Genomic DNA, 23,710 nt, shown 5'->3' on the forward strand with positions numbered 1-23,710 from the left:
CGACCGTACGCCGACGCCTTCCCCCTCCGGTGCGTCGGCGTACGGGAGCGTGCGGCGCTCAGCGCTCGCTGTGCGCGCCCCGTCGGCGCAGCCCGTAGAACACCGCGCCGCCACCGACGGCGACCAGGGCGGCCGCGATGCCGACGATCAGGCCGGTGTTCGAGTTCGCCCCGGTCTCGGCGAGGTCGGAGTCCCCGGCCGCGGGCGAGGGGGCACTGCTCCCGGCGCCCGCGGGAGCGGCGGCGCTCAGCGAGGCGGTCGGTGCCGGGGCCGGTGCGGTGGACTGCGTCTGCGGGGGCGTCGGCGCCGTCGTCGTCGCGCTCGGCGTGGGCGCCGGGGCGGTGGTGCCCGGCTGCGACGGAGTGGCGGGGGTGCTCGGGGACGCCGTGGCGCTCGGGGAGGCCGGGGAGCAGGCGGTGGAGGGCGCGGTCAGGTCCGGCCGGATGTCCTGGTCGACCAGGGTGCCGCCGGCCTTGACGTGGACGCGGTAGACGGCGCCGGGCCGCCAGTCCTCGGTGAACGTGATCTCGGTGCCCCGCGCCGAGCCCTTGACCGACTGCTCGCCGATCTTCTGCGCACCGGCGCCGCTGTCCTGCCGGTACACGGTGACGACGGCGGGGGTGCCGGACCGGTCCTTGTCGGTGACGACGATGACGCCCTGGCCGCCGGTGCAGCGGGCCTCGGCGGAGAACTCGCTGATGTCGCAGGCGAACGCGTGCCCGGCGGCGCCGAGAGCGAGCGCGGCGGACGCGGCGGCGACCCCGAGGGCACGCCCGGAGCGCACGGAACGCGCGGTACGGCGGGGACGGGAGGGAGAAGAGGGGAACGAGGGAGAAGAGGGGGACAAAATAGCCACGGTGCCCTTCACGGTTGCACAAGTGCGGGAAGCGGAAGGGGGGTTGGGGCGGCCGAGAGAGGCGAGGAGCGCCCCGGCACCCCCAGGGGGCACAGGTCTACAAGTGCCCCGCTGGGGGTGTCAACGGATAAGCGGAGGAAGGATGTTTACTTTGCTTGTTCCTTAACTCCGTTGTCCCTCGGGCGGGTTCAGCTCTCCACCGCCGCCGGGTCCATCCACACGATCTCCCAGGAGTGGCCGTCGAGGTCGTCGAAGGAACGGCCGTACATGTACCCGTGGTCCTGCGTCTCGCCGCTCACCGTGCCGCCGGCGGCGACCGCCCTGTCGATCATCTCGTCGACCTTCTCGCGGCTCTCGGCGCTCAGACAGAGCAGCACCTCGCTGGTCCGGGTGGAGTCCGCGATCTCCTTCCCGGTGAAGTCCGCGTACCGCTTCTTGCCGAGCAGCATGGCGATGATGGTGTCGCTGATGACGACGCAGGCGCAGTCGTCGCCGGAGAACTGCGGGTTGATGGTGTAGCCCAGCTCGGTGAAGAACGTCCGCGACGCGGCCACGTCCTCGGTCGCCAGGTTCACGAAGATCATCTGCTGGTAGGCGTGCGACATGGTGGGTCTCTCCCCGCTCGGGTGTGTGCGCTGTGCGTGAGCCGTTCGGAAGGGTGGACCGGGGCGCGCCGCAGAACTCATCGGTGGAACCGTCCGGACCCGCCGCCCGCCCGCTGCCGCCCGCCGGTCAGCGGGTCAGCGGCAGGGCGGCGAGCACGGCGATCAGCAGGGTCAGGGGCACGAACAGGGCCAGCAGCGCCCCGGCGCGCAGCGCGGCGGCGGAGCGGAGCGTGGCGCCGGGGGCGCCGAGCCTGCGCAGGGCCGCGATGGTGGCGGCCCGGGACTGCCGGGCCTCCACGGCGGCGGTGAGCAGCACGGCCACCGCGCAGCCGGCCACGAGGGCACCGCCGAGGGCGGTCAGCGGCCCGGGGGAGGGCGCGGCGCCGCCGGACAGCGCGCTCACGGCGTACGCGCCGGAGGCCACCGCGCACACGACGCCCAGCGGGCGCCCGATGCGCCCCGCCTCCTCCATCAGCACCCGCCCGGCGAGCAGGCGTACGGCGCCGGGGCGCACCGCCTGGAGGAGCAGCCCGCACAGATGGGTGAGGGCGGGTCCGGCCAGGGCGAGGCCGAGCGCGGTCAGCAGCCAGCCGACGAGGACGGGCGCGGAGTCGGCGCTCAGCCCGCCGGGCAGCGCCGTGCGGGAGGCGGGGGTCCGGCCGGCGTAGGCCTCGACCGTCAGGCCCACGGCCAGGACGGCGATGCCCCAGGGCAGGCCGGTGGGGGGCCGGTGCGGCGGGAGCGGCCGGTGCGGGTCGTTGTCGTCCTCGGGCGCGTCCGGGGCGGGGGCCGCTCCGGGCTCCGTACCGGACGCGTGACCAGCGGCCGCCGGCCCGCCGGACGCGGAACCGTCAGCCGCCGCCCCGGCGGGCGCGGCGCCCCCGGCCGCGGAACCGTCGGCCGTGGAACCGGTGACCGTGGAACCCGTGGCCGTGGAACCGGTGTCCGTGGCGCTGTCGGCCGTGGGACCGCCGGCCGTGGTGTCACCGGCCGAGGGCCGCTCCGGGCGCGGCGCGGGCCGGGGTTCGCGCGGGCGCAGGGACCAGGCCACCGCCGCCGACGCCAGGGCCGGGACGGTCGCCAGCAGCGTCAGCGTCCCCGGCACCGGCAGCCGCTTGCGCGCGGCCAGGAAGTGGGAGGCGGCGCCGTCCAGGGGCAGGCCGGTCAGGTCGCCGCGCAGATGCAGGAAGGCCAGCAGCGCGAGCAGGCAGCCGGCCGTGCAGCACACGGCGCTGGTGACCGCCGAGACGGCCATCAGGCGGCCCGGCCCCAGACCCAGCGCGGACAGCGCGGTGCGCGGCCGCGTGCCCGGGTCGGTGCGGGCCACGGCGACGGTCAGGTAGACGGTGGCGGCCAGCGGCGCCGCGCACCAGGAGAGCCGCAGCAGCGCGGCGCCGGAGTGCTCCGGGTGGGCCAGCGCGTAGGCCAGGCTCGACAGCAGCAGGAAGCCGGTGCCCGCCGACGCGGCCACCACCGCCAGGCGGCGCAGCTGGACGGCGGGCCGGGCGACTCGGGTCAGACGGAGAGCGAGCACGCCGCCCGGCCTTCCGTCGCGTCGCCCGCGGGAGGCAGGTGCACGCTCTTCACGCACCGCCCGTCGAGCAGGGCCACCGTGCGGTCGGCGAGGGCGGCGGTCTCCGCGTCGTGGGTGGCCAGCACCACGGTGATGCCGTGCGAGCGGGCCGCCGTGGTGAGGGTGCGCAGCACATGGGCGCGGTCGGCGCGGTGCAGCGGGGCGGTCGGCTCGTCGGCGAAGAGCACGGTGGGCGCGGTGGCGAGGGCGCGGGCGATGCAGACGCGCTGGCGTTCGGCCTGGCGGAGCTGGTGCGGGCGCCGCCGGGCCAGCTCGCCGACGTCCAGGCGTTCCAGCCACTCCAGGGCGGCCACCTTGGCGCGGCGCCGCCCGCCGCCGCGCAGCATCAGCGGCAGCGCGGTGTTCTCCCAGACGTTCAGCTCGGGGACGAGGGCCGGGGCGGGGTCGACCCAGCCGAACCGGTCGCGGCGCAGCCGTTCGCGGGCGAGCGGCCCGAGGGTGTGCACGGGGGCGCTGTTGAACCAGACCTCGCCCTCGCGGACCCGCACCGTGCCGGACAGACAGCGCAGCAGGGTGGTCTTGCCGCTGCCGCTCGGTCCGGCGACCGCGAGGATCTCGCCCTGGCGCACGCCGAGCGAGACGCCGCAGAGGGCGGGGGAGCCGTCCTTGTGGGTGTAGTGCAGGGCGCGTGCCCAGAGCACGTCGTTGTCCGGCGGGGCCACCATGGCGTACACCTCGGTTCGGATCAGGAATGCCGCGCGGGGTGCCGTGCGGGTCCGGGGATCCCTCGTGCCCGTTCTCCGTACGAATCCCTCGTACGGGGGAACGAAGGCGGAGCCGATCGGTCACGTCACGCTAGGCAGCCGAGGCCGGGAGGCCGGACAGCACACGGCCCCGGGCCGCCGTTTCCCACTCGAACGGACGGCACCGGGGCCTGTGATGATCATCTGATCGGAGGTACGCGCCTCAGCGGGCGCTCACCGTGACCGTGACCCGTGGGTCACAGCTTGGTCCATGCCTCCGTCAGCACCGCGCGCAGGATCTGCTCGATCTCGTCGAAGGTCCCCTGGTCGGAGATCAGCGGCGGGGCGAGCTGGACGACCGGGTCGCCGCGGTCGTCGGCCCGGCAGTACAGGCCGTTGTCGTACAGCGCCTTGGAGAGGAAGCCGTACAGGACGCGCTCGGTCTCCTCGTCGTTGAAGGACTCCTTGGTGTTCTTGTCCTTCACCAGCTCGATGCCGTAGAAGAAGCCGTTGCCGCGGACGTCGCCGACGATCGGCAGGTCGTGCAGCTTCTGGAGGGTGGACAGGAACGCGCCCTCGTTGTCCAGCACGTGCTGGTTGAGGCCCTCGCGCTCGAACAGGTCGAGGTTGGCGAGGCCGACCGCGGCGGAGACCGGGTGGCCGCCGAAGGTGTAGCCGTGCAGGAAGGTGTTGTCGCCCTTGTAGAACGGCTCGGCCAGGCGGTCGGAGATGATGCAGGCGCCGATCGGCGAGTAGCCCGAGGTCATGCCCTTGGCGCAGGTGATGATGTCCGGGACGTAGCCGAACTTGTCGCAGGCGAACATCGTGCCGAGGCGGCCGAAGGCGCAGATGACCTCGTCGGAGACGAGCAGCACGTCGTACTGGTCGCAGATCTCGCGCACCCGCTGGAAGTACCCGGGCGGCGGCGGGAAGCAGCCGCCCGCGTTCTGCACCGGCTCCAGGAAGACGGCGGCGACCGTCTCCGGGCCCTCGAAGAGGATCTGCTGCTCGATCTGGTCGGCGGCCCAGCGGCCGAAGGCCTCCGGGTCGTCACCGAAGATCGGGGCGCGGTAGATGTTGGTGTTGGGGACCTTGTGCGCGCCCGGCACCAGCGGCTCGAAGGGGGCCTTCAGGCCCGGCAGGCCGGTGATGGACAGGGCGCCCTGCGGGGTGCCGTGGTAGGCGACCGCGCGGGAGATGACCTTGTACTTGGTGGGCTTGCCGGTCAGCTTGAAGTACTGCTTGGCGAGCTTCCAGGCGGTCTCCACGGCCTCACCGCCGCCGGTGGTGAAGAAGACCTTGTTCAGGTCGCCCGGCGCGTAGTCGGCCAGCCGCTCGGCCAGCTCCACGGCCTTGGGGTGGGCGTACGACCACACGGGGAAGAAGGCCAGCTCCTGCGCCTGCTTGAACGCGGTCTCGGCCAGCTCGGTGCGGCCGTGTCCGGCCTGGACCACGAACAGGCCCGCGAGGCCGTCCAGGTAGCGCTTGCCCTGGTCGTCGTAGATGTAGGTGCCCTCACCGCGCACGATGGTCGGCACGGGGGCGTTCTCGTACGAGGACATGCGGGTGAAGTGCATCCACAGGTGGTCGTACGCGGTTCGGCTGAGGTCCTTGCTCACGGTTATCGGGTTCCCCACATGTAGGTCTGCTTCTTGAGCTTCAGGTAAACGAAGCTCTCGGTGGAGCGCACCCCGGGCAGCGCCCGGATGCGTTTGTTGATGACGTCCAGCAGGTGGTCGTCGTCCTCGCAGACGATCTCGGCGAGGATGTCGAACGAGCCCGCGGTCATCACCACGTACTCGACTTCCGACATGTCAGTCAGCGCGTCCGCGATGGCCTCGACATCACCCTCGACGTTGACACCGACCATCGCCTGCCGGCGGAAGCCCACGGTGAGCGGGTCCGTGACGGCGACGATCTGCATGACGCCCTGGTCCAGCAGCTTCTGCACGCGCTGGCGCACGGCCGCCTCGGAGAGGCCGACGGCCTTGCCGATCGCCGCGTAGGGACGGCGGCCGTCCTCCTGGAGCTGCTGGATGATGGCGAGGGAGACGGCGTCCAGCTGGGGGGTGCCGTTCCCGGTGCGGGACTCGCGGGACGAGTCCCTCTGCTCTGCGCTTCGACTGGCCACGTCCTCACTGTGCACGACGTCTCGACCGTTCCGCAAGCCCAAAGCGATGAAATTCGTTGTTTGAGACGTCGAGACATGCGGATTTCGCAGAAGTCCTCCGGCTGGGGGTGTTGAAAACGTCGGCAGGCGGACTAGGGTGGGTGTCTCAGCCAATGGACACCTTGACCCCACCAGGAGGGCCGGCAGTGAGCACCGAGCTGCGTCGTCTGCGCAACTACATCGACGGTGAGTTCCGGGACGCCGCCGACGGACGGACCACCGAGGTGGTCAACCCCGCGACCGGAGAGGCGTACGCGACCGCGCCGCTCTCCGGTCGGGCGGACGTCGACGCCGCCATGGCGGCCGCCGCCGCGGCCTTCCCGGCCTGGCGCGACACCACCCCGGCCGAGCGGCAGCGGGCGCTGCTGAAGATCGCGGACGCCTTCGAGGAGCGCGCCGAGGAACTGATCGCGGCCGAGGTGGAGAACACGGGCAAGCCCATCGGGCTGACCCGCTCCGAGGAGATCCCGCCGATGGTCGACCAGATCCGCTTCTTCGCGGGCGCGGCGCGGATGCTGGAGGGCCGCTCGGCCGGTGAGTACATGGAGGGGCTGACCTCCATCGTCCGGCGCGAGCCGATCGGCGTCTGCGCGCAGGTCGCGCCGTGGAACTACCCGATGATGATGGCCGTCTGGAAGTTCGCCCCCGCCCTCGCGGCCGGCAACACCGTCGTGCTCAAGCCCTCGGACACCACCCCCGCCTCCACGGTCCTGATGGCCGACATCATCGGCTCGGTCCTGCCCGAGGGCGTCTTCAACGTCGTCTGCGGCGACCGCGACACCGGCCGCCTCATGGTCGAGCACGACACCCCGGCGATGGCCTCCATCACCGGCTCCGTGCGGGCCGGGATGTCGGTCGCCGAGTCCGCCTCCAAGGACCTCAAGCGCGTCCACCTGGAGCTGGGCGGCAAGGCCCCCGTCGTGGTCTTCGAGGACGTCGACATCGACAAGGCCGTCGCGGGGATCTCGGAGGCCGGCTACTTCAACGCCGGCCAGGACTGCACGGCCGCCACCCGCGTGCTGGTCCAGGAGTCGGTCCACGACGCGTTCGTCGCCGCGCTCGCCAAGGCCGCCGAGGACACGAAGACGGGGCAGCCCGACGACGAGGACGTGGCGTACGGCCCGCTGAACAACCCCAACCAGCTCCAGCAGGTGGCCGGCTTCATCGAGCGGCTGCCCGCCCACGCCAAGGTCGAGGCCGGCGGCCACCAGGTCGGCGACAAGGGCTACTTCTACGCCCCGACCGTCGTCTCCGGCCTCAAGCAGGACGACGAGATCATCCAGAAGGAGGTCTTCGGCCCGGTCATCACCGTCCAGTCCTTCACCGACGAGGACCAGGCCGTCGAGTGGGCCAACGGCGTCGAGTACGCGCTCGCCTCCTCCGTGTGGACCAAGGACCACGGCCGCGCCATGCGGATGTCCAAGAGGCTCGACTTCGGCTGCGTGTGGATCAACACCCACATCCCGCTGGTCGCCGAGATGCCGCACGGCGGCTTCAAGAAGTCCGGCTACGGCAAGGACCTGTCCGCGTACGGCTTCGAGGACTACACGCGCATCAAGCACGTGATGACGTCGCTGGACGGCTGAGCCCGTACGGCTGTAGCCCGCGTACAAGCCCGTACAGCCTGCACAAGCCCGTACAGCCGTACACCCGTACAGCGGCACCCCTGGCCCGCACCGCGGCCCCGGACGGAGGACGGACCGTCCGGGGCCGCGGTGCGCTGTCGTGCGGGAGGGGGATGCGGCCGTACGTTCCTGGCGTCGCCGCGCTCCCGCAGGCCGCCGGGATCGACAAGGTGTCGGGAAGCCCCCGCCGGGCTCGACGGAGCGTCGATTGTCCGGCGGGGAAGCGGGCGGCATGCTGCGGGGATGCCCCGGACACCGCTGACGCCCCCGTTCCGCACCCCGCCGCGCACACCGGCCCCGCCCTCCCGCCGCTCGCTGCTGCGCGCCCTCGGCGGCACCGCCGTGCTCGGGGCGCTCGCCGGATGCGGGGTCCCCGCCGCCTACGTCAGCCCCGGCGACCGCGCCGCCACCGACACCTCCGCCACCGACAAGCGGCTGAGCTGGTCGAACTGGCCGCTCTACATCGACACCGACGACAAGCACCCCAACCGGCGGCCCACCCTCGACGCCTTCCAGAAGCGCACCGGGATCTCCGTCCACTACGCCGAGGACATCAACGACAACGACGAGTTCTTCGGCAAGATCAGCCCGTCCCTGATGAACCACCAGAAGCCCGGCCGCGACCTCGTCGTCATCAGCGACTGGATGTGCGCGCGCTTCGTGCGCCTGGGCTGGGTGCAGGAGATGGACCGCGCCCGGCAGCCGAACGTCGCCCGCCACCTCGACCCGCTGCTGCGCTCACCCGCCTTCGACCCCGGGCGCAAGTTCACCGTGCCCTACCAGTCGGGCATCACCGGCATCGCCTACAACCGCCGCAAGCTCGGCCGGGACATCCACCGCGTCGCCGACCTGTGGGCGAGCGACCTCAAGGGCCGGGTGACCCTGCTCTCCGGCCTCGACGAGGCGTTCGCCCTGCTGATGCAGGCCGACGGCGTCGACATCCGCACGTGGACGGCGGGCGACTTCCACCGGGTCTGCGACCAGGTGGAGCGGCAGCTCGCCCGCGGCCAGATACGCCGCTTCACCGGCAACGACTACACCAAGGACCTGGTCAGCGGCGACGTCCTGGCCTGCCAGGCGTACTCCGGCGACGTGATCCAGCTCCAGGCCGACAACCCCGACATCCGCTTCGTCGTCCCCGAGGAGGGCGCCGAACTCTGGTCGGACTCCCTGATGATCCCCAACCTGGCCGACCACAAGGCCAACGCCGAGCGCCTGATCGACTACTACTACCAGCCCGAGGTCGCCGCCGAGCTGGCCGCCTGGGTGAACTACGTCTGCCCGGTCCCCGCCGCCCAGGAGATCCTCGCCGCCTCCGACGACGAGGACACCGCCGCCCTCGCCGAGAACCCCCTCATCTTCCCCGACGCCACCATGCGCCGCCGCCTCGCCATCGCCCGCGACATCACCTCCACGGAACGCGTCGAGTTCGCCAAGCGGTGGAACACGCTGGTGGGGTTGTAGCGCGCGAGACGGATTCCGTCCGAATCCGGGACGGCCGGGCGCGCGGGGTCTAGCGTTCTCCCTCAGTGATCAGAGGGGGCGCCGGAATGCGGACGATGGCGTTGCGCAAGGGTGAGAACACGGTGCTGTCGGCGGAGCCGGTGGTGCTGACGGTGGCGGTGGCGGGGCTCGCCGCGGACGTCTCGGCGCTGCTGCTCGGCGCGGGCGGCACCGTACGGTCCGACGACGACCTGGTCTTCTACAACCATCCCGTGCAGGACGGTGTGTCGGTCGACGGGCCCGTGGTCACCGCCGACCTGGGGCGGACACCCGCGGACGTCGACCGTGTGCTGGTCGTGGCCAGCGCCGACCCGTTGCAGCCCGGGGCGGTCTTCACCCGGGCCCCGCGCCTGGTGATCACACAGCCCAGGACACCTGTCCTGTCCTTCACCGCACCGGACTTCACGTCCGGGGAGACGGTCGTGGTGCTGGCCGAGCTGTACCGGCGGGACGGCGGATGGAAGGTGCGCGCCGTCGGCCAGGGCTACGCCTCGGGCCTGGCCGGGCTCGCCACCGACTACGGGGTCGACGTCGATCCCGAGCCGGAGGCGCCCATGGCCCCGGTGCCCGCGCGAGGACACCGGCACACGGGGGCCGCAGGCGGCCTGTCGACCGTCGAGCGAGTGGCACCGGGTCTGATGTCCACGGCACGCCGGGCGGCCGAGGCCCTCGCGGAACGGGGGCTCGCGCACCGGTCCGCCGCCGTGTACCTGATCCTCGACCACGACTGGTACATGGAGGAGCTGTACGAGTCGTTCGCCGTGCAGGCCTTCGCCGAACGGGTGCTGGCGCTGTCGGCGAACCTGGACGACGACGGCACGGTGCCCGTGATCTTCACCGGCGGGGACCGGCCGTTCCTCCAGGAGATCGGCCTGGACAACTACCGGGGCCGTATCGGTCAGCTGCACACCCGGGTGGACTGGGGCTGGGGCAATGTCGCCGACGCCATGCGGCGCGCGGTGCGGCACTACCAGGAGTCCGGGGCCACCGACCCGGCCTTCGTGGTGACCCAGGTGGGCGACGAGCCCTGGGACAAGGCCGAGGTCCGCGCCCTGCTCCGCAACAGCGCGGCACTGGGGGTGTTCTGGCTGTTCGTCGGATTCGGCCGCGGGAAACTCGCCTTCTACAAGAACCTCGACACCTCCGCCTCGGCCGCATTCCCCAACGTCGCCTTCTTCGACGCGGGCAAGAACCCGGGATCGCTGCCCGACGAGCACTTCTACTCCGGACTCGTCGACGCCTTCGCCGCCTGGCTCCGCCCGTGAACCGGCGCGGCGGGCATGACCGGCCCGCGCGCCCCACCACCTGACCGATGCCCGCCGGACACCCTCGGAGCACACCTATGGCCTCGGACGATCTGCACCTTCGGCTGCGCGGCCTGATGGACCCGGACCGAGCGGTACGGGACCTGCGCGACTACTTCGGTGTCGGCGGAGCACCCGGAGCCGTCCGGTACACCGGGAGCCGTTTCGAGAGCCTCGGCGGCGGGGGTGACCGTCCGGAGACGGCGGACACCGTGACCGCCGAGGATCTGATCGCGGTGCAGACCCTGTCGGTCCGGGTCCCGGCACCGGTCGCCCTCGATCTGCTGGAGGGCGAGCTGGGCGTGCGGATGTCCGAACTGCTGCGTGCGATCCCCGCCGGCCTCGACATGGCCGACGCCGGGACCACCCACCTGGCCGAGGGCTCACCGGCGGACGCGGCCTGGAAGCTGCTCCGCGAGCAGCCCCGGATCGGCTGGGTGACCGCGGGCAAGCTCCTCGCCCGCAAGCGCCCCCGGCTCCTGCCCGTGTACGACCAGGTCGTGCGGTGCGTCCTGGGCGGGCCCGAGTCCGTCTGGCTCGGGCTGTGCGCCGCGCTCCAGGCCGACGAACGGGCGCTGCACCACGCATTGGTGGAGCTGCGGCAGCGCGCCGGACTGCCGGAACACATCAGTGTGCTGCGGGTCTGTGACGTGGTCCTGTGGATGCGGCACCGCAAGGAGCACCGGCGGACCGGCTGCACGGCGATCTGACGTCCGGACGGCGACCGGACACGGAAGGACCGCCGCCCCCGGAGGAGGCGGCGGTCCGGTGTCTGTGGTGTTCTGCCGTGTGGGCGCAGCCGAGGCGCGGGTCAGGTTCCGTTCGAGTGGGACGGGCCCAGGAACTCGATCTCGGCGATGGAGACCTGCTTCTTGGGGCCGGGCTGGTAGGCGGACTCGATGGTGAAGCGGACGGCGATGACCTTGCCGAAGCGGAAGGCGCGGGGCTGGGGGCCCGGACCCTGGTCGAGGACGAGGTCGCGGGTGGTGGTCTTGCCGTCGGCCGTGGTGATCAGGGCCTGGACGCGGTGCGGGAGCGCCGACTGGGAGAGCTGGTCGGCGCGGGTGGACTGGCCCGGCGTGATGATGATGTTCAGCAGCCGCGTCGGCTCGTTGAAGCGGGCCTCGACCCACTGGCCCTGGCCCGAGTCGGCGACGCCCGGACCCCACCAGGTGTTGTTGATCTTGTCGAAGACCAGCTCGGGCTTGTGGCCCGGGTACGAGCGGGAGGCACGGTAGCTGTCGGGGGCGACCGGGGCGCGCTTGGCGAAGTGGTCGCGGGTCGCCTGGACACCGCTGGGGATGTTCACGGCCGCCACGATCAGCAGGGTCACCACGATCGCCGCGCCCACCCAGGCCAGTACGCGGTCGAAGGCGCGGCGCAGCCGGGGACGGTCGCCCGCCCACGGCGCCTCGCGGTCGCCGGCCCGCGCCAGCCGCCGCCACCAGGGCAGCCGCCCCGGGGCCTGCCGGTCACCGGCCATGGGCATCGCGCAGCGCGTGCAGTAGTGCCGTTCGGGCCGGTTCCGGGTGCCGCACCAGGGGCAGGGGAGACCGCCGCCCAGGCCGAGGTCCTCGCCCGGGGCGCGGACGGCCTGCGGGCGCTGCGGGGCGGGGCGGCCGGGCAGCACCGGCGCCACGGCGGGCTCCGGGGCGGCCGGGGCCTGCGGGTCGGAGACCGGGATGAGCAGGCGGCGGGCCCGCTCCGCCGGGTCCTCGGGGGCGCCGTCGGGGAACTGCGCGGCGGGCGGCTGCGGGACGGTCGCCTCCGGATCGCCCGCGAAGGGGGCGCCCTGGGGTGCGTAGGGCGCGGCGGCCTGGCGGTACGGGTCGTGCGGGGGCGGCGCGGCCGCCGGGTCCGGGATGATGCGCAGGCCCGGGAGCGTGTCGTCCTCCTCGGACCGGTCGGGACCGGGAGCGGCGCCCTGGGCGGGCAGCGGCCGCGGCTCCGGCGCGGTGCCCACGGCACCCTCCGGGGTGGGGGCCGCGGTGGCAGGGGCGGCTGCGGCAGGGGCCGCGGACGGTCCGGACGGAGCGGGGTCGCGGACGGAGGTGTCCGCCGGAGCGTGCCCGGAGCCGCCGGAGGACGCCGCCGGTGCCGCCGGTGCCGCGTCGGGCGCGTCCTCGGCGCGGCCCCGCCGCGTCTCCGCCGACCCGGCGGGCGCGGGCACGCGGGACGCCCCGGGACCCGTCCAGCTCAGGACCGCCCCGCAGGCGTCGCAGAACGACTGGCCCGGCTCCGCGCGGGTGCCGCATTCGGCGCAGTTCTGGGGGGTCGTCATCTCTCGGGGATCCTTTCGGCGGGTTCGGCGGGTACGGCGGACTCGGCCGCGGACACCTGGACCGTGTACGGCATGTGGGCGGGGCGGGCGGCGGCGACCAGGGAGTCCAGGCGGTGCCGGTCCGCGGGGGTCGGGTCGGGCAGCCGCACGTGCACGTGCAGCCGGGGGCGCGGCTCGCCGGGGACCGGGCCCAGCGGGCGGGCGCTCCAGTCGGCGGCCCCGCTCTCGGTGATCTCCGGTTCCACGCCGAAGGCGAGCCGCACCGCCTGGGCGAGACCGCGCCGGGTGCCGCGGATGCGGTGCAGATGCGCGGCGGCGGCCACCGCGGCCCGCAGCAGCGGCTCGGCTTCGGTGCCGTCCGTCTCCGCGCCCACCCAGCCGCCCAGCCACTGGGTGAAGTCCTGCGGGGCGAGCGACGGCCGGAAGTAGGAGTCCAGGCAGTCGAGGACGCTCAGGATCGGCGCGATCACCTCGTCGAGACCGCCGACGAACCGCTGCGCGAGATCGTCGTCGGCGAACACCGCGGGCAGCATCATGCCGATCGGCGCCGACGACCCCAGACCGTCGATGGAACCGCGCATCAGGCACCGTCCCCGATCACACGCACCCGGTGGTCGAAGGAGAAGACGAGGGACGGCGCGGACAGGTCGATGCGGTCGGTGGCCTCGCCGCGCTTGCCGGTCAGCGGGTCGGCCGCGTGCAGGACCACCTGGTCGACCAGCTCCACGCCCGGCACCCGCTGGAGCACGGCGAACACCTCGCCGGACTGCACGGGACGCCCGAACGGCCAGCCCGTGCCGTTCGCCCCGCCGGTCAGCGGATCCAGGTGCCGGTACAGGGCGTCGTGCGTCTCGCGCCGCACCCGGTCGGTGTCCACCCCACGGAACGCGTGCACCGTCGCCACCACGGTCACCCCCTGGTAGTACGGCGGACCGACCGCCAGCCGGGTCCCGATCAGGCGCCGTTCGTCCAGGTGCCGGGTGATGCGGTCCAGCAGCGCGTCGCCGGGCACGAGCTGCTCGAAGCGCAGCCGGCCGCCCGGGTCGGGCACCGCCTGCGGCACCACCAGCACCCGTACCGCGTACGCCCCGTGCTCGCCCTCCTCGCCCTCCAGACAGGTGATCCGCGCCGTCTCCGGAGCGGCGCGGCGGGCCAGCTCCTCGTAGTCCCGCAGCGTCACCGCGCGCTCCTGGGCGCGCAGCGTGATCGGCGCCCTGACCTTCGCCTCCTCCACGGTCTCCCCGTCCACACCGCCGCGCGCCGCCTCGCGGTTGACGACCTCGGAGACGTACGGGATGGAGGTGCGCAGGATCTGCACGGCGCCGCGCGCCACATTGCCCGCCCGGCCGCCGCCGGTGCGGTAGCGGCGGGCCCGGATCGGGGAGCCCTTGGGCGCGACCGTCCCGTACTGGCGCAGCGAGCCGTCCGGCTCGCGCACCGCCGGGCCGAAGGAGATCTCGCCGGTCGCGGCGTCCAGGGTGATGTGCCGGTCGCCGGGGCCGGAGGCAGCGAAGTTCGGCACCACCCGCCAGTCCGTCCAGCCGTCGTGCTCGGCGGTCTGGAGCAGCACCGGCGGATCGTCCCCGACGACCGGCGCGTGCGCGAGCCGCAGCCGCTGTCCGGGCAGCCCGGTGGACTCGCCGAGCGCCTCGTCGTAGACCGTCTCGGCGTGCACGGTTGCGGTGGTCCCGCCGATGGTGAACGCCTCGGCGGCGCGCACCGTGGGGGACGTGGTGTAGAAGGGCTGGCCGGGCTGCGGCTCGGTGACCCGGCAGCGCAGCCAGCCCGCCTCCTGACCGGCGTTGCGGGACAGCACGTGCCCGCCGGGGATGTGCAGCACCACCTCACCGGGCCGGTTCAGACCACCGGTGCCGTCCCGGTCGACCTCGCACAGCTGCCAGCCGTCCGCCGTCCACGCCTCCCACACCAGCGGCGGCTGCCGCGGGTCCACGCCGACACCGTCGACCCGGCTGTCCAGGTCCAGGGCGAGCGCGTTGTGCGGCACCGCGGCCGACAGGCCGAGCAGCATGCAGTCGCCCGGGTCCGGGGACTCCGCGAAGCAGAGCAGGTCCTTGTCCTCGGCGGCGAGGTCATGGGTGCGGTCGACCGCCGCCTCGCCCTGGTGCTGCACCAGGATGTGCCGCAACGAGCAGGGCACCACGGACAGTTCGCGCTCGGTGGCGAAGACCACCGCCTCCTCGCTCTCGGTGCGCACGGTCGCCACCTCGGTGCCGATGGGCACCGCCACCGGCTCCTCCTGCGGCGCGGACAGCCAGAACGTGACGTCCGTACGGGCCGCCGACGGCGGGAACAGCGTGATCCCGACCAGGTCGAGGAAGGCCAGGTGGTTCTTCTCCGGCACCCGGTTGAGCCGGTAGACGATCTGGTCGGCCATGTGGGCGACCGTCTCGACCAGGGTGACGCCCGGGTCGGAGACGTTGTGGTCGGTCCACTCCGGGGCGCGCTGCTGGATGTAGCGCTTGGCGTCGTCGACGAACTGCTGGAAGCGGCGGTCGTCGAGGTTGGGGGAGGGCAGGGCCATCAGCGATCGCTTTCCGGAGCCGGGGCGGTGTCCCCCGGCTCGTCGTGGGACGGAATGACGTAGAACGGGAAGACGAGGCTGCGCGGGTTGTTGGTGCCGCGGATCGCGTAGCGCACGTCGATGTAGAGGACGCCCTGGTCGCCGCCCGCGGTCACCTCGACGTCGGTGACCTCGATCCGCGGCTCCCAGCGGTCCAGGCTGATGTACACCTCGTGCTGGATGCGGCCCGCGGTCTGCTCGTTGACCGGAGCGAACACCAGGTCGTGGATGGCGCAGCCGAAGTCGGGGCGCATCGGCCGCTCGCCCGGTGACGTGGACAGCACCAGGCGGATCGCCTCCTCGATCTCGCGTTCCCCGCTGACCAGCGCGATCCCGCCGGTGGGCCCGATGCGCAACGGGAACGACCAGCCGGACCCGACGAACTGCTCCGCCATCACCACCACCCCCGCGTTCCCCGCGCACGGCCCGCGCCGTCCGTATCGCTCATGCCGTCCGCACCGCTCACACCGCTCACGCCGGAATCACCATCACCGGCATGCCGTTGGAGGTCAGGACACCCATGATGGGCACGGTGACGGCCCGGATGCCCACGTTGGCCACGGCGTTGATCTGCACACTGGCGAGCGCGCTCAGGTTCACGGCGGCCGCGGCCTTCATGTTCAGGGCGGCGCCCGCGTCCACCGACAGCACGCCCGCCGCCTTGATGCCGACCACGGCGCCGCCGCGGATGTCGAGGGTGCCGCCGCTGTGGATGGACAGATTGCGCCGGGCGCTCAGCTTCAGATCGGTGCCCGCCTCCACGCTCACCGAGCGGCTGCCCTTGATGCTGACCGAGCCCTTGCTGTCCACGATGATCTCGGTGTTCGTCCGGTCCAGGTTCACGGTGAGCTGCTTGTCGCCGGTCACCAGCCGCACGCCCTGCTTGCGCCCGCTCGTCTTCTGGCTGAGCAGGTCCATGCGGTTGCCGTCCCGGTCGGAGACGGTGTGCCGGCTGGCCTTCTTGCGCACGGTGTCGTGCAGCGGCACGTCACCGACCGTCGTCGGCTTGTCCCGCCCGTTGTAGAGCCCGCCGATGACGAACGGATGGTCCAGCGCGCCCCGGTCGAAGGCGACCAGCACCTCGTCGTTGACGTCCATCGGGAACACCCCGCCGCCGCCGAGGCCGCCCATCTGCACCGTACGCGTCCAGTCGCTGACATAGCTGTCGTCGAGCCACGGGAACTGCAACCGCACCCGGCCCTGCTTCAGCGGGTCGTTGACGTCGGTGACCAGCGCGTTGGCCACACCGGGCAGCCGGGGCGCGGTCTCCGTGCCGCCCGAGGCGAGCCCGTACAGCGACCGCCACTGCCGCCCGCTGACCGTCACCCACACCTCGTAGTGCTTGCCGTCGCCGAAGACGTGCCGCACCGACGTCACCGTGTACTTGCCCTCGAAGGGCACCCCGACGTCGGAGAGCGCCACCGGAACTCCCGGCCGCAGCTTGGGATTTCCGCGCGCGACGACCTCCAGCTCGGCGAACGCCCCGGTCACGTCGTCGGCCAGCGCGTCGGCCGCGAACTTCACCTCGTTCTGCTTGTCGTAGGGCGTGCCCGTCTCGACCAGCTTGGCCGTCTTGAACTTCCCGGCGGCCGCGCCCGGGGTGGTGCCGATGCTGACGCCCGGGTTGTCGACCGCGGGCGCGGTCGAGGTGAGCTTCTTCTTCGTCGTCACGTCCCAGCCGCGCGACTCGACCTTGCCGACCTGGTCGGCGGCGGTCACCGCGGCCCGCAGCCGCAGGATGTCGTGGCCCGCCTGGAGCACGAACGGGCTCTTGTCGCCCTCCGTGTGCGGCGAGGGCGCCCCCGAGGACGGCTTCGGCTTGGCGAACTGGAACTTCCCGTCCGCGTCGACCGACATCACCATCTCGTTCTCGTCGGCCAGCCGGGCGAGGAAGTCCCAGTCGGTGACGTTGGACTGGCTGATGAACTCGTACACCGTCCGCGTCGACTCGATCCGCCCGACGGGCACGCCGTCCTGGGCGGCCAGTTTGCGGGCGATGTCGGAGGCGCTCTGGTTGCGGTACGCGGCCACCCGGCGCTGGCGCAGCAGACGGTGCCCGAGGTCGTAGCCGCGGATCACGGTGAAGGTGCCGGTGCCGTCGTAGTCGGCCTCCAGGCCGGTGACCTCGCCGGTCAGCAGCGGATCCCCGGCGCCCTTGCCGTCGGAGACCGGCGCCAGCACCACCGTGGTGCCGAAGGTGATGCCCAGCTTGCCGAGCAGCTTGCGGTACGGGTCGCGGAAGGTCAGCCGGAACGCGGCCGGCACCCCGACGCCCTGGTCGACCGAGCAGTCCACCAGGGCACGGGAGAACTCGATGGGCAGTTTGGCGCCGCCGATCTTGACGTCGACGACGCTGGAGAGCGCGGGACGCACCATCAGGAACGCACCTCCTCGGCGGCGGGCAGCACGAGTTCCACGCCGTTGGGCAGCGTGCCCGGGTCGTCGATGCCGTTGGCCTCGGCGATGGCCCGCCAGGCGGACGCGTTGCCGTACTCGCGCCAGGCCAGCGACTGGAGCGAGTCGCCCGCCACGACCCGGTGCACGCGCTGCGCGGTGAGCGCGCCGGAGGTCGGGTTCTGCCCCATCGTCGCGTTCGGGATCTCGTGCAGATGCAGCCGGCAGGTGGCCCGGATGGGCACACCGGTCGTCCCGAACAGCGTGTAGTTGGCCTCCACCGAGCTGACGTACGCCGCGAACCGGGCCGTCGAGAACGACCCCCAGCCGAACACCACCCACGGCGGCGACGGCTTCTTCGCGGCCCGGCTGGCGCTGGTCACCTCGCAGCAGTCCAGCAGTGACTCCACCTTCTTCAGCACCGTGTTGCTCGTCGGCTCGTCGGAGGAGTCCAGGAAGATCTCCACATGCATCTCCCGCGGCAGCGCGCCCATGAACTCCGGGAGCGGGCCGTCCCGTTCGATCTGCGCGGGGGTGGCCTTCCACTCGGCGCGCCGGGTCAGCGACAGTTGCGCGGGGTTGAAGTCGAAGTCGAACGTCTTGATGATGCCACCGGGTGACGTGCTGTCACCCACGGGGGGCTCGTGGATCGCGAGCGTGGCCCGCACCAGGCTCTTGCCCGCGCCGCTCTTGCCTTTGGCCATGTCGTCCTGTGCCCTTCAGTCCGTTCAGTCCGTGAATCCGTGGTGGGCGATCTCCAGGACCTCCGTCGCCACGGACGGGCTCGCCGGGTCGAGCGTCGGACCGGTCCAGCTCACCGGCAGCACCTCCAGCAGCCCCCAGCGCGCCACCACCGAACCGTCCGCGCGCAGCGCCGCGATGTGCGCGGTGGGCCGCTTGATCCCCGTCTGCACGGACGAGATCCACTTGGCGACCTTGGTGGTGTCGGAGGTGAGCGGACGGGTCAGCCGGATCGTGGAGAACGTGACACGGGTCGGCAGCTGCCAGACGAAGCCGTTGTTGCCGCCCTCCTGGCGGTGCTCGACCTCCACCTGGGACGACAGCCCCTCGCAGCCGTTGAAGTAGCCGAGGCTCTCGCCGTCGATGCTGAGGGTGAACCAGATGGTGGAGCCCGGGTCCTGGCGGGACATCGAGGGTGGGCCTTTCTTTCGTTGCTGTCGTGCCGGACGGTCCCGGCCGGTGGCCGCGCGAGACGCGCCGGTCGCCGGTCAGTGGCGGGGGTCGCGGAGTCTGCCGATCCGCTCGCGGTCCATGCGGAGTTCGGTGCGGATCAGCCGGGTGATCCGGCCGATGATCCGGTGCACCAGCTCGTCCAGCTGGAAGTCCGTCAGCTCCCTCGGGTCGAACGCGCCCGCCGGGACCCCGCTGTACTCCGGGGGCGCCGACTGCGACACCGGTTCCGGTGCGGAGGCGGCGGCCGCGGTGGTGGCCGGGGGCGTGTACGGGGGCGGCGGGCCTTCGACGCGGTGCGGCGGCGGCCTGTGCGGCAGCGTGTTCGCGACGGCGGCGGCCGCCGCCGGGGCGGAATGCCCGCTCGTGACCGAGCTGGCGGGGGCCGACGGCTTCGACGGCTTCGACGCCTTCGAAGGCTTCTTCCAGAAGCGCTGGACGACGGGCAGCGGGGCGAGGGCGGGGTCGGACGCGGTGGTGGGCATCGGTGCGGACATCGGCCCGGGGGTCGGTGCCGGTGCGGGTGCCGGTGCGGGTACGGGACCGAACGCCGGGGCGGGAGGTGTGGCGCCGGGCGCCGGTACCGGAGGCGGGAAGGGACGGGAGGCGAGGCGTGCCACCGGGAGGGGGCGGTCGGTGGGGACACTCGCGGGGGCCGCGGGCGCGGGCGTGGCTACGGGCATGAGGGCGGCCGGTGGTGTCGGCGGCGCGGCCGGTGCCGGGGCCGGGGGCCGGACGCTGCGCTGGACGGAGGGCGGCACGGAGCCGGGGAGGGGCGATTCCGTCGTCGGCAGCGGTACGGGCGGGAAGGGAAGGGCGGCCGCGGGCGGTGCGGGAGTGCGCGGGGCGCGCGGGGTGCTCGGGGCGCTGCTGACGGGCGCGGAGTCCGTGGGGAGCGCGCTCATGGGCGCGCCGAGGGGCGAACGCCGTGCCGGTGCGGCCGGGGCCTGGGGAGCCGGGGCCGTTGCCTCGGGACCTCCCGGAGCGTCCGTCCGGGGCCGCGGGCTCGGCGGAGCGGCGGACCGTGAGGACACGGGCGCGCCCAGACCCGGGCGGGCCGCACGACGGTTGTCACCGCGCCGCTGGACGACCGGCGCGGGCGCCGGGGCACTCCCGCCCGAGGCGTCCGCAGGGCGCGGGGCGGTCACGGACGCGGTGGGCTGTGCGGCGGCCGTGGAGCCGGTGGCGGCGGGTGGCGTCGCACTCGCCGCGGTCCGCTGTACGGGGGCGTCGGCGGCCGGGGCGTGCGGGGTGCTGTCCCGGGTGGGTGCGGTGGCGGCGCGGGTCTCGTTCGCCCGGGGCGGCACAGGGGTGTCGGCGGCCCGGGTGGGCGCCGGTGCGGACGCGGTCGCGGGCGAGGTGGCGGGCGAGGTGGCGGACGAGGTGGCGGGGCGCTGCGGGGCGGTGGGTGTCGTCGCGGGGGCGCCCGGCAGTGGCGTACGGCCGCTCTGGGACGGCGACGTCCGGCGCTGTACGGCGCCCTGAACGCCCTGAGTTCCGCCCTGGCGCGGGGGAGTGGCCGCGCGGGTGGCCGGCGCCGAGGAGGTGGCCGACTGCTGGGCAGGGGCAGGGGCAGGGGCAGGGGCAGGGGGTGCGGGTGAGGACGAGCCCGATGCCGGGCCGGACGCCGCTCGCGGGCCCGTGGCGGAGGGTGAAGCGGAACCCGTGACGGAGGGTGAAGCGGAAGAGGAAGGGGGACCAGAAGCCGCTGCCGGACCCGGAGTCGGCGCGGATGCCGGGCCGGGAGCCGGTGCCGGGCTCGGAGTCGGGCTCGGAGTCGGTGTAGGCGTAGGCGTAGGCGTCGAGGTCCGGCCCGGAGCCGTGGCCGAGCGCGCGACCGAGACCGGACCGGGGCCCGAGGACGGAGCCGGGCCCGGTGTCCGGACCGCCCCCGTCGACGAGGCCGGGGCCGGGGCCGGGGCCGGGGTGTTCGCGCTGCTCGGCGCCGCGTTCGCCGCTGTCCGGCTCGGCCCGTCCGGGGCCGCTGCGGAGGCCGCTGTGCTGCTGGTGACGGGCGGGAGCGCGGGGGAGGCGGCCGACTTCTGCACCACGGGGGCGTGTCCGGCCGCCGGTGCGGGAGCCCCGGCCGTGTCACGGGCGGTGGCGCTGGAGGACGTACCGCCGGGGGAGGACGAGGACACGGAACGCCGCACGGCAGCCGGTGCCGTGTCGCCGTGCTGGCTCGGCGCTGCGGCGGGTGCGGTCGGGTTCGGGGCGGACACCGGCGAACCGTTCCCGGCGGGCGCCCTCCGGGCCTCGGGGGCGCCGCTGCCCGAAGGGGCGGTGTCCTGCCGGGCGACGGGGAGCGAGCGCCGCTGGACCGCAGGGCCGCTCCGCTGCGCCCGGGTCAGCGATCCCGGCCCGGCCGGTGCGTTCGAGGAGACGGGACGCAGCCGGGGACCGGAGACGGGCAGGGGAGGCGGCGCCGTGGCGGGTCCGGAGGACGGGGGCTGCGGGGACACCACGGGCACGGGGGCGGCGGCGGGTGCGGATGCCGGAACCGAGGCTGCGGCCTCGGCCGGGTCGGTGGCCGCCGGTCGTCCCTCGTCGCCCGCCCGCCGCACCGCCGTAGCACCGTCGGCCGACGGCACCCGGGACGTACCGGAGGACGCGGAAGCGGAAGCGGAGCCGGAGGCAGCAGCAGAAGCGGCGGAAGCCGTCGGTGTCTTCGCGGCGGCCGGACCGGACCCCGCGCCGCGCCGCCGCCGTCGGCCAGGACCAGCCCGCTGCACAGCGGGCGCCGGGGCGGCGGGAGTCGCGGGCGCGGGCACGGCGGCGGAAGAAGCCGGGCCGGAGGCGGACGCAGCGGAGCCCCCCGGCGCGGAGGCCCCGGCCGAGGGGGAAGCGGAGCTGCCGGGTCGCCCCGGCACAGGAGCGCCCCGGACGGCCGAAGCCGTACGGGGAGACGTGCCGGGCGCCCCCGGCGGGGAACCGGCCGGTGTACCGGCCGAGTTGCCGCCCGGAGCAGCGCCCGGAGCACTCACCGGCGGCACGACCGGCGAGACGACCGAAGCACCGGCCGCGGACGACGGAGAAGACGCAGACGCAGACGAAGAAGGAGAAGGCGAGGCAGCGACGGGCACCCCCGCCGACCGCCCCGCACCGCCCGTCATGGACCCGCCGCGCGCCACGCCCCCCGGCGTGGCGCGCGCGGGCGAACCGGCCGCCGTACGCACCGCACCACCGGCCACGACCGGCGAAGCGACGGACGCACCGGTCGTACCGGTCGTACCGGGCCCACCCGGTCTGCCCGGCCCGCGCAGCCCGCCCGGCGTACGCGGCGGAAGGAACCGCAGCGGTACCGCGGGCGCCCGCTGCGCCACGGGTGACGAACCCGGGGCGGAGGCGGACGGCAGGGCGGGCGCGGGGCGTTCCAGGCCGGTCACCGGAGAGGCCGGGACCGGGTGCGCCGCCGGGCCGCCGCCGAGGACGGCGCTGGTGCGGCCGTCCAGGACGGCGTGGGACACCGTCGCCGTGAACGACGGGTTCTGCCAGGTGGGCAGCCGCCCGCCGAACCCGGAGTCGGCCACGCCGCCCGGGTTCGGGCCAAGGGCTCGCTGGATCGCAGGCAGTCCGATCCAGGAGGGCGCCACCGCCGGCCGCGCGTCCGGCGCGGCCGGGGCCTTGTCGTCCGGCGGTGGCGCGGACGGTGCCGCCTGCGCCGCCGTGTCCGCCGCGGCGGTGACGCTCGGCACGCCCTTGCCCGCGCCGTCGCCGTCCGCGGCGGAACGCCGGCCGCGCAGCCGGTCCCGCCGGTCGAGGCGGTCCAGGAATCCCACGTGTCAGCCCTCCGCTCCGGCCCGCGTCACCAGGGACGCGATGGCCTCCGTGTACCGGCGGCGGTCGTGGTGTTCCAGATCCAGGATCTCCTCCAGGCTCCAGTGGAAGTGGTAGGCCACGTACGCGATCTCCTCCTGAAGCCGGTCGGTCGCGTACGTCACGATTCCCCCAGGCGGCTCCCGCCGAGTTCCACCTCGAAGGGCTCCGAGCAGTGCGGGCACCGCACGCCCGCCCTGGTGTGGCCCTCGGCGTTGATCTGCCGGTAGAAGTCCTGGAGGAACGCCAGGTCCGAGGCGAACATGTTCTCCACGATCCCGTCGTGCACCAGCGGCAGCGTGCCGAGCCGGGTGATGACCCGGCCCAGCAGCACCACCGACAGATACGCCGGGTTCTCCTGCACGCGCACGTCCCGCAGCGGGACGAGTTCGTCCCGGGCCGTCGACAGCCGCATCACACCGTCGCGGTGGACGGTGCCCGACTCGTCGACGTACCCGCGGGGCAGCTGGAAGGGGAACTCGGTGCGCAGCGGCTCCTGGAGCAGGGGCTGCTGGGGCGCGGACTGCTGCGGGGCGGGCTGCTGGTCCGGCGGCTGCCGGTCCGCCGGTTCCGGCGCGGGCTCCGCCGCGTCCTGGCCGGCCCACGCGACGGCACCGCCGGTCCGGCCGGCCGTACGCCGCATTATTCGATGACCAGTTCTTCGAACGCGATCGTCACGGTCTCGGTCAGCGCGGCGGCCTCGCCCGCCTTGACCGTGCTCGCGTCGATCTTGCTGCACCAGGCGTTGCGCAGGTGGTAGCGCTTCACCGGGTTGTTCTGGAAGTCCATCATGATGATCGAGGCGTTCTTGCGTGCCGTGGTCATCTGGCCGTTGATGGACTCGTTGATCCACTGGGTGAACGAGGCCGACTGGGTCATACCGCGGATGACCGTGCAGGTGCCGTTCTTCTTCACACCCGGCAGGTTCTTGACCACGTTCTGGCCGTTGGGGGTGTTCTGCTGGTAGGTGATGACGTCCTGCTCGATGCTCAGGCCGCTGACCTCGGCCAGGTACTCGACCATGACGCCGTCGATCTGGAGGCCGAAATTATGTGAGGTGAGGGCGTCACCCGGCTGGAGACTCATGTGTTCGCTGTCCTTGGAAGG

22 protein-coding genes are annotated in these 23,710 nt (G+C 73.6%); 5 read left to right on the forward strand and 17 right to left on the reverse strand.

What is annotated here, in order from left to right; all coding sequences use genetic code 11:
• Nucleotides 1–58: 58 nt before the first annotated feature.
• From B086_RS0118855 to B086_RS0118880, 6 genes are all read right to left on the reverse strand, one after another.
• Entirely contained in the window at nucleotides 59–784 is a 726-nt protein-coding gene (locus B086_RS0118855) for an LAETG motif-containing sortase-dependent surface protein (RefSeq protein ID WP_018567987.1), read from the reverse strand.
• A 260-nt stretch (nucleotides 785–1,044) separates the two neighbouring features.
• Nucleotides 1,045–1,461, reverse strand: a complete 417-nt coding sequence (locus tag B086_RS0118860; RefSeq protein ID WP_018567988.1) for a VOC family protein — start codon at nucleotides 1,459–1,461, stop codon at nucleotides 1,045–1,047.
• A 127-nt stretch (nucleotides 1,462–1,588) separates the two neighbouring features.
• On the reverse strand, nucleotides 1,589–2,995 hold the full coding sequence (locus tag B086_RS0118865; RefSeq protein ID WP_018567989.1) for a hypothetical protein: 1,407 nt from the start codon (nucleotides 2,993–2,995) through the stop codon (nucleotides 1,589–1,591).
• Entirely contained in the window at nucleotides 2,977–3,720 is a 744-nt protein-coding gene (locus B086_RS0118870) for an ABC transporter ATP-binding protein (RefSeq protein WP_018567990.1), read from the reverse strand. Before B086_RS0118870 ends, B086_RS0118865 begins: the two co-directional genes overlap by 19 nt.
• A gap of 275 nt (nucleotides 3,721–3,995) precedes the next feature.
• Nucleotides 3,996–5,375, reverse strand: coding sequence for an aspartate aminotransferase family protein (locus tag B086_RS0118875; protein WP_026252561.1), 1,380 nt, complete (start codon nucleotides 5,373–5,375; stop codon nucleotides 3,996–3,998).
• Nucleotides 5,360–5,884 (reverse strand): Lrp/AsnC family transcriptional regulator, encoded by a 525-nt coding sequence (locus B086_RS0118880; RefSeq protein WP_018567992.1) that lies wholly within the window; start codon nucleotides 5,882–5,884, stop codon nucleotides 5,360–5,362. Before B086_RS0118880 ends, B086_RS0118875 begins: the two co-directional genes overlap by 16 nt.
• Nucleotides 5,885–6,054: 170 nt before the next feature.
• On the opposite strand from B086_RS0118880, the gene B086_RS0118885 reads away from it, so the two are divergent.
• From B086_RS0118885 to B086_RS0118900, 4 genes are all read left to right on the forward strand, one after another.
• Entirely contained in the window at nucleotides 6,055–7,494 is a 1,440-nt protein-coding gene (locus tag B086_RS0118885; RefSeq protein WP_018567993.1) for a gamma-aminobutyraldehyde dehydrogenase, read from the forward strand.
• A 282-nt stretch (nucleotides 7,495–7,776) separates the two neighbouring features.
• A complete protein-coding gene (locus B086_RS0118890) occupies nucleotides 7,777–8,997 on the forward strand; it encodes a polyamine ABC transporter substrate-binding protein (protein ID WP_018567994.1) in 1,221 nt (406 codons plus the stop codon).
• Between the two features lie 95 nt (nucleotides 8,998–9,092).
• Entirely contained in the window at nucleotides 9,093–10,301 is a 1,209-nt protein-coding gene (locus B086_RS0118895) for a VWA domain-containing protein (protein ID WP_018567995.1), read from the forward strand.
• Nucleotides 10,302–10,378: 77 nt separating this feature from the next.
• Nucleotides 10,379–11,050 carry a DUF6308 family protein gene (locus B086_RS0118900; protein WP_018567996.1) on the forward strand — a complete coding sequence of 224 codons (672 nt, stop codon included), beginning with the start codon at nucleotides 10,379–10,381 and terminating at the stop codon, nucleotides 11,048–11,050.
• A gap of 101 nt (nucleotides 11,051–11,151) precedes the next feature.
• Here B086_RS0118900 and B086_RS0118905 read toward each other — a convergent pair whose 3' ends face one another.
• The 8 genes from B086_RS0118905 to B086_RS45505 all read right to left on the reverse strand — a co-directional run bounded on the left by B086_RS0118905 (nucleotide 11,152) and on the right by B086_RS45505 (nucleotide 19,284).
• Nucleotides 11,152–12,621 carry an NADase-type glycan-binding domain-containing protein gene (locus B086_RS0118905; protein WP_018567997.1) on the reverse strand — a complete coding sequence of 490 codons (1,470 nt, stop codon included), beginning with the start codon at nucleotides 12,619–12,621 and terminating at the stop codon, nucleotides 11,152–11,154.
• Nucleotides 12,618–13,202 (reverse strand): phage tail protein, encoded by a 585-nt coding sequence (locus B086_RS0118910; protein ID WP_018567998.1) that lies wholly within the window; start codon nucleotides 13,200–13,202, stop codon nucleotides 12,618–12,620. The genes B086_RS0118905 and B086_RS0118910 overlap by 4 nt, the downstream gene beginning before the upstream one ends.
• Nucleotides 13,202–15,163: a putative baseplate assembly protein gene (locus tag B086_RS0118915; RefSeq protein WP_018567999.1), complete on the reverse strand. Its 1,962-nt coding sequence runs from the start codon at nucleotides 15,161–15,163 to the stop codon at nucleotides 13,202–13,204. The genes B086_RS0118910 and B086_RS0118915 overlap by 1 nt, the downstream gene beginning before the upstream one ends.
• A complete protein-coding gene (locus B086_RS0118920; protein WP_026252564.1) occupies nucleotides 15,163–15,597 on the reverse strand; it encodes a GPW/gp25 family protein in 435 nt (144 codons plus the stop codon). The genes B086_RS0118915 and B086_RS0118920 overlap by 1 nt, the downstream gene beginning before the upstream one ends.
• A 76-nt stretch (nucleotides 15,598–15,673) precedes the next feature.
• Nucleotides 15,674–17,578 (reverse strand): VgrG-related protein, encoded by a 1,905-nt coding sequence (locus B086_RS0118925; RefSeq protein WP_018568001.1) that lies wholly within the window; start codon nucleotides 17,576–17,578, stop codon nucleotides 15,674–15,676.
• Complete coding sequence (locus tag B086_RS0118930) at nucleotides 17,578–18,300, reverse strand: tail protein X (protein WP_018568002.1); 723 nt, start codon at nucleotides 18,298–18,300, stop codon at nucleotides 17,578–17,580. The genes B086_RS0118925 and B086_RS0118930 overlap by 1 nt, the downstream gene beginning before the upstream one ends.
• A 24-nt stretch (nucleotides 18,301–18,324) precedes the next feature.
• Nucleotides 18,325–18,747 carry a phage tail protein gene (locus tag B086_RS0118935; RefSeq protein WP_018568003.1) on the reverse strand — a complete coding sequence of 141 codons (423 nt, stop codon included), beginning with the start codon at nucleotides 18,745–18,747 and terminating at the stop codon, nucleotides 18,325–18,327.
• Nucleotides 18,748–18,825: 78 nt separating this feature from the next.
• The gene (locus B086_RS45505; RefSeq protein ID WP_018568004.1) at nucleotides 18,826–19,284 is read right to left on the reverse strand and encodes a hypothetical protein; all 459 of its coding nucleotides are present in this window, start codon (nucleotides 19,282–19,284) and stop codon (nucleotides 18,826–18,828) included.
• Nucleotides 19,285–19,969: 685 nt separating this feature from the next.
• On the opposite strand from B086_RS45505, the gene B086_RS44135 reads away from it, so the two are divergent.
• Nucleotides 19,970–20,272, forward strand: a complete 303-nt coding sequence (locus B086_RS44135; protein ID WP_158690401.1) for a hypothetical protein — start codon at nucleotides 19,970–19,972, stop codon at nucleotides 20,270–20,272.
• Nucleotides 20,273–22,569: 2,297 nt separating this feature from the next.
• Here the strand turns inward: B086_RS44135 and B086_RS45025 are convergent.
• From B086_RS45025 to B086_RS0118965, 3 genes are read right to left on the reverse strand one after another with little or no spacing between them, the layout of a single operon-like run.
• On the reverse strand, nucleotides 22,570–22,728 hold the full coding sequence (locus B086_RS45025) for a DUF6760 family protein (RefSeq protein WP_018568006.1): 159 nt from the start codon (nucleotides 22,726–22,728) through the stop codon (nucleotides 22,570–22,572).
• The gene (locus B086_RS0118960; RefSeq protein ID WP_018568007.1) at nucleotides 22,725–23,246 is read right to left on the reverse strand and encodes a hypothetical protein; all 522 of its coding nucleotides are present in this window, start codon (nucleotides 23,244–23,246) and stop codon (nucleotides 22,725–22,727) included. Before B086_RS0118960 ends, B086_RS45025 begins: the two co-directional genes overlap by 4 nt.
• Nucleotides 23,246–23,689 (reverse strand): phage tail protein, encoded by a 444-nt coding sequence (locus B086_RS0118965; RefSeq protein ID WP_018568008.1) that lies wholly within the window; start codon nucleotides 23,687–23,689, stop codon nucleotides 23,246–23,248. Before B086_RS0118965 ends, B086_RS0118960 begins: the two co-directional genes overlap by 1 nt.
• Between the last annotated feature and the right edge of the window lie 21 nt (nucleotides 23,690–23,710).

The organism is Streptomyces sp. PsTaAH-124 (assembly GCF_000373685.1).
In the GTDB taxonomy this organism is placed as follows: Bacteria; Actinomycetota; Actinomycetes; order Streptomycetales; family Streptomycetaceae; genus Streptomyces; species Streptomyces andamanensis.

Excerpts from the sequence above, each read along its gene's own strand:
- B086_RS0118860 (WP_018567988.1), bottom strand. The coding sequence starts at position 1,461 with ATGTCGCACGCCTACCAGCAGATGATCTTCGTGAACCTGGCGACCGAG.
- B086_RS0118870 (WP_018567990.1), bottom strand. The coding sequence starts at position 3,720 with ATGGTGGCCCCGCCGGACAACGACGTGCTCTGGGCACGCGCCCTGCAC.
- B086_RS0118890 (WP_018567994.1), top strand. The coding sequence starts at position 7,777 with ATGCCCCGGACACCGCTGACGCCCCCGTTCCGCACCCCGCCGCGCACA.
- B086_RS0118895 (WP_018567995.1), top strand. The coding sequence starts at position 9,093 with ATGGCGTTGCGCAAGGGTGAGAACACGGTGCTGTCGGCGGAGCCGGTG.
- B086_RS0118900 (WP_018567996.1), top strand. The coding sequence starts at position 10,379 with ATGGCCTCGGACGATCTGCACCTTCGGCTGCGCGGCCTGATGGACCCG.
- B086_RS0118905 (WP_018567997.1), bottom strand. The coding sequence starts at position 12,621 with ATGACGACCCCCCAGAACTGCGCCGAATGCGGCACCCGCGCGGAGCCG.
- B086_RS0118910 (WP_018567998.1), bottom strand. The coding sequence starts at position 13,202 with ATGCGCGGTTCCATCGACGGTCTGGGGTCGTCGGCGCCGATCGGCATG.
- B086_RS0118915 (WP_018567999.1), bottom strand. The coding sequence starts at position 15,163 with ATGGCCCTGCCCTCCCCCAACCTCGACGACCGCCGCTTCCAGCAGTTC.
- B086_RS0118920 (WP_026252564.1), bottom strand. The coding sequence starts at position 15,597 with ATGGCGGAGCAGTTCGTCGGGTCCGGCTGGTCGTTCCCGTTGCGCATC.
- B086_RS0118925 (WP_018568001.1), bottom strand. The coding sequence starts at position 17,578 with ATGGTGCGTCCCGCGCTCTCCAGCGTCGTCGACGTCAAGATCGGCGGC.
- B086_RS0118930 (WP_018568002.1), bottom strand. The coding sequence starts at position 18,300 with ATGGCCAAAGGCAAGAGCGGCGCGGGCAAGAGCCTGGTGCGGGCCACG.
- B086_RS0118935 (WP_018568003.1), bottom strand. The coding sequence starts at position 18,747 with ATGTCCCGCCAGGACCCGGGCTCCACCATCTGGTTCACCCTCAGCATC.
- B086_RS45505 (WP_018568004.1), bottom strand. The coding sequence starts at position 19,284 with ATGTCCGCACCGATGCCCACCACCGCGTCCGACCCCGCCCTCGCCCCG.
- B086_RS0118960 (WP_018568007.1), bottom strand. The coding sequence starts at position 23,246 with ATGCGGCGTACGGCCGGCCGGACCGGCGGTGCCGTCGCGTGGGCCGGC.
- B086_RS0118965 (WP_018568008.1), bottom strand. The coding sequence starts at position 23,689 with ATGAGTCTCCAGCCGGGTGACGCCCTCACCTCACATAATTTCGGCCTC.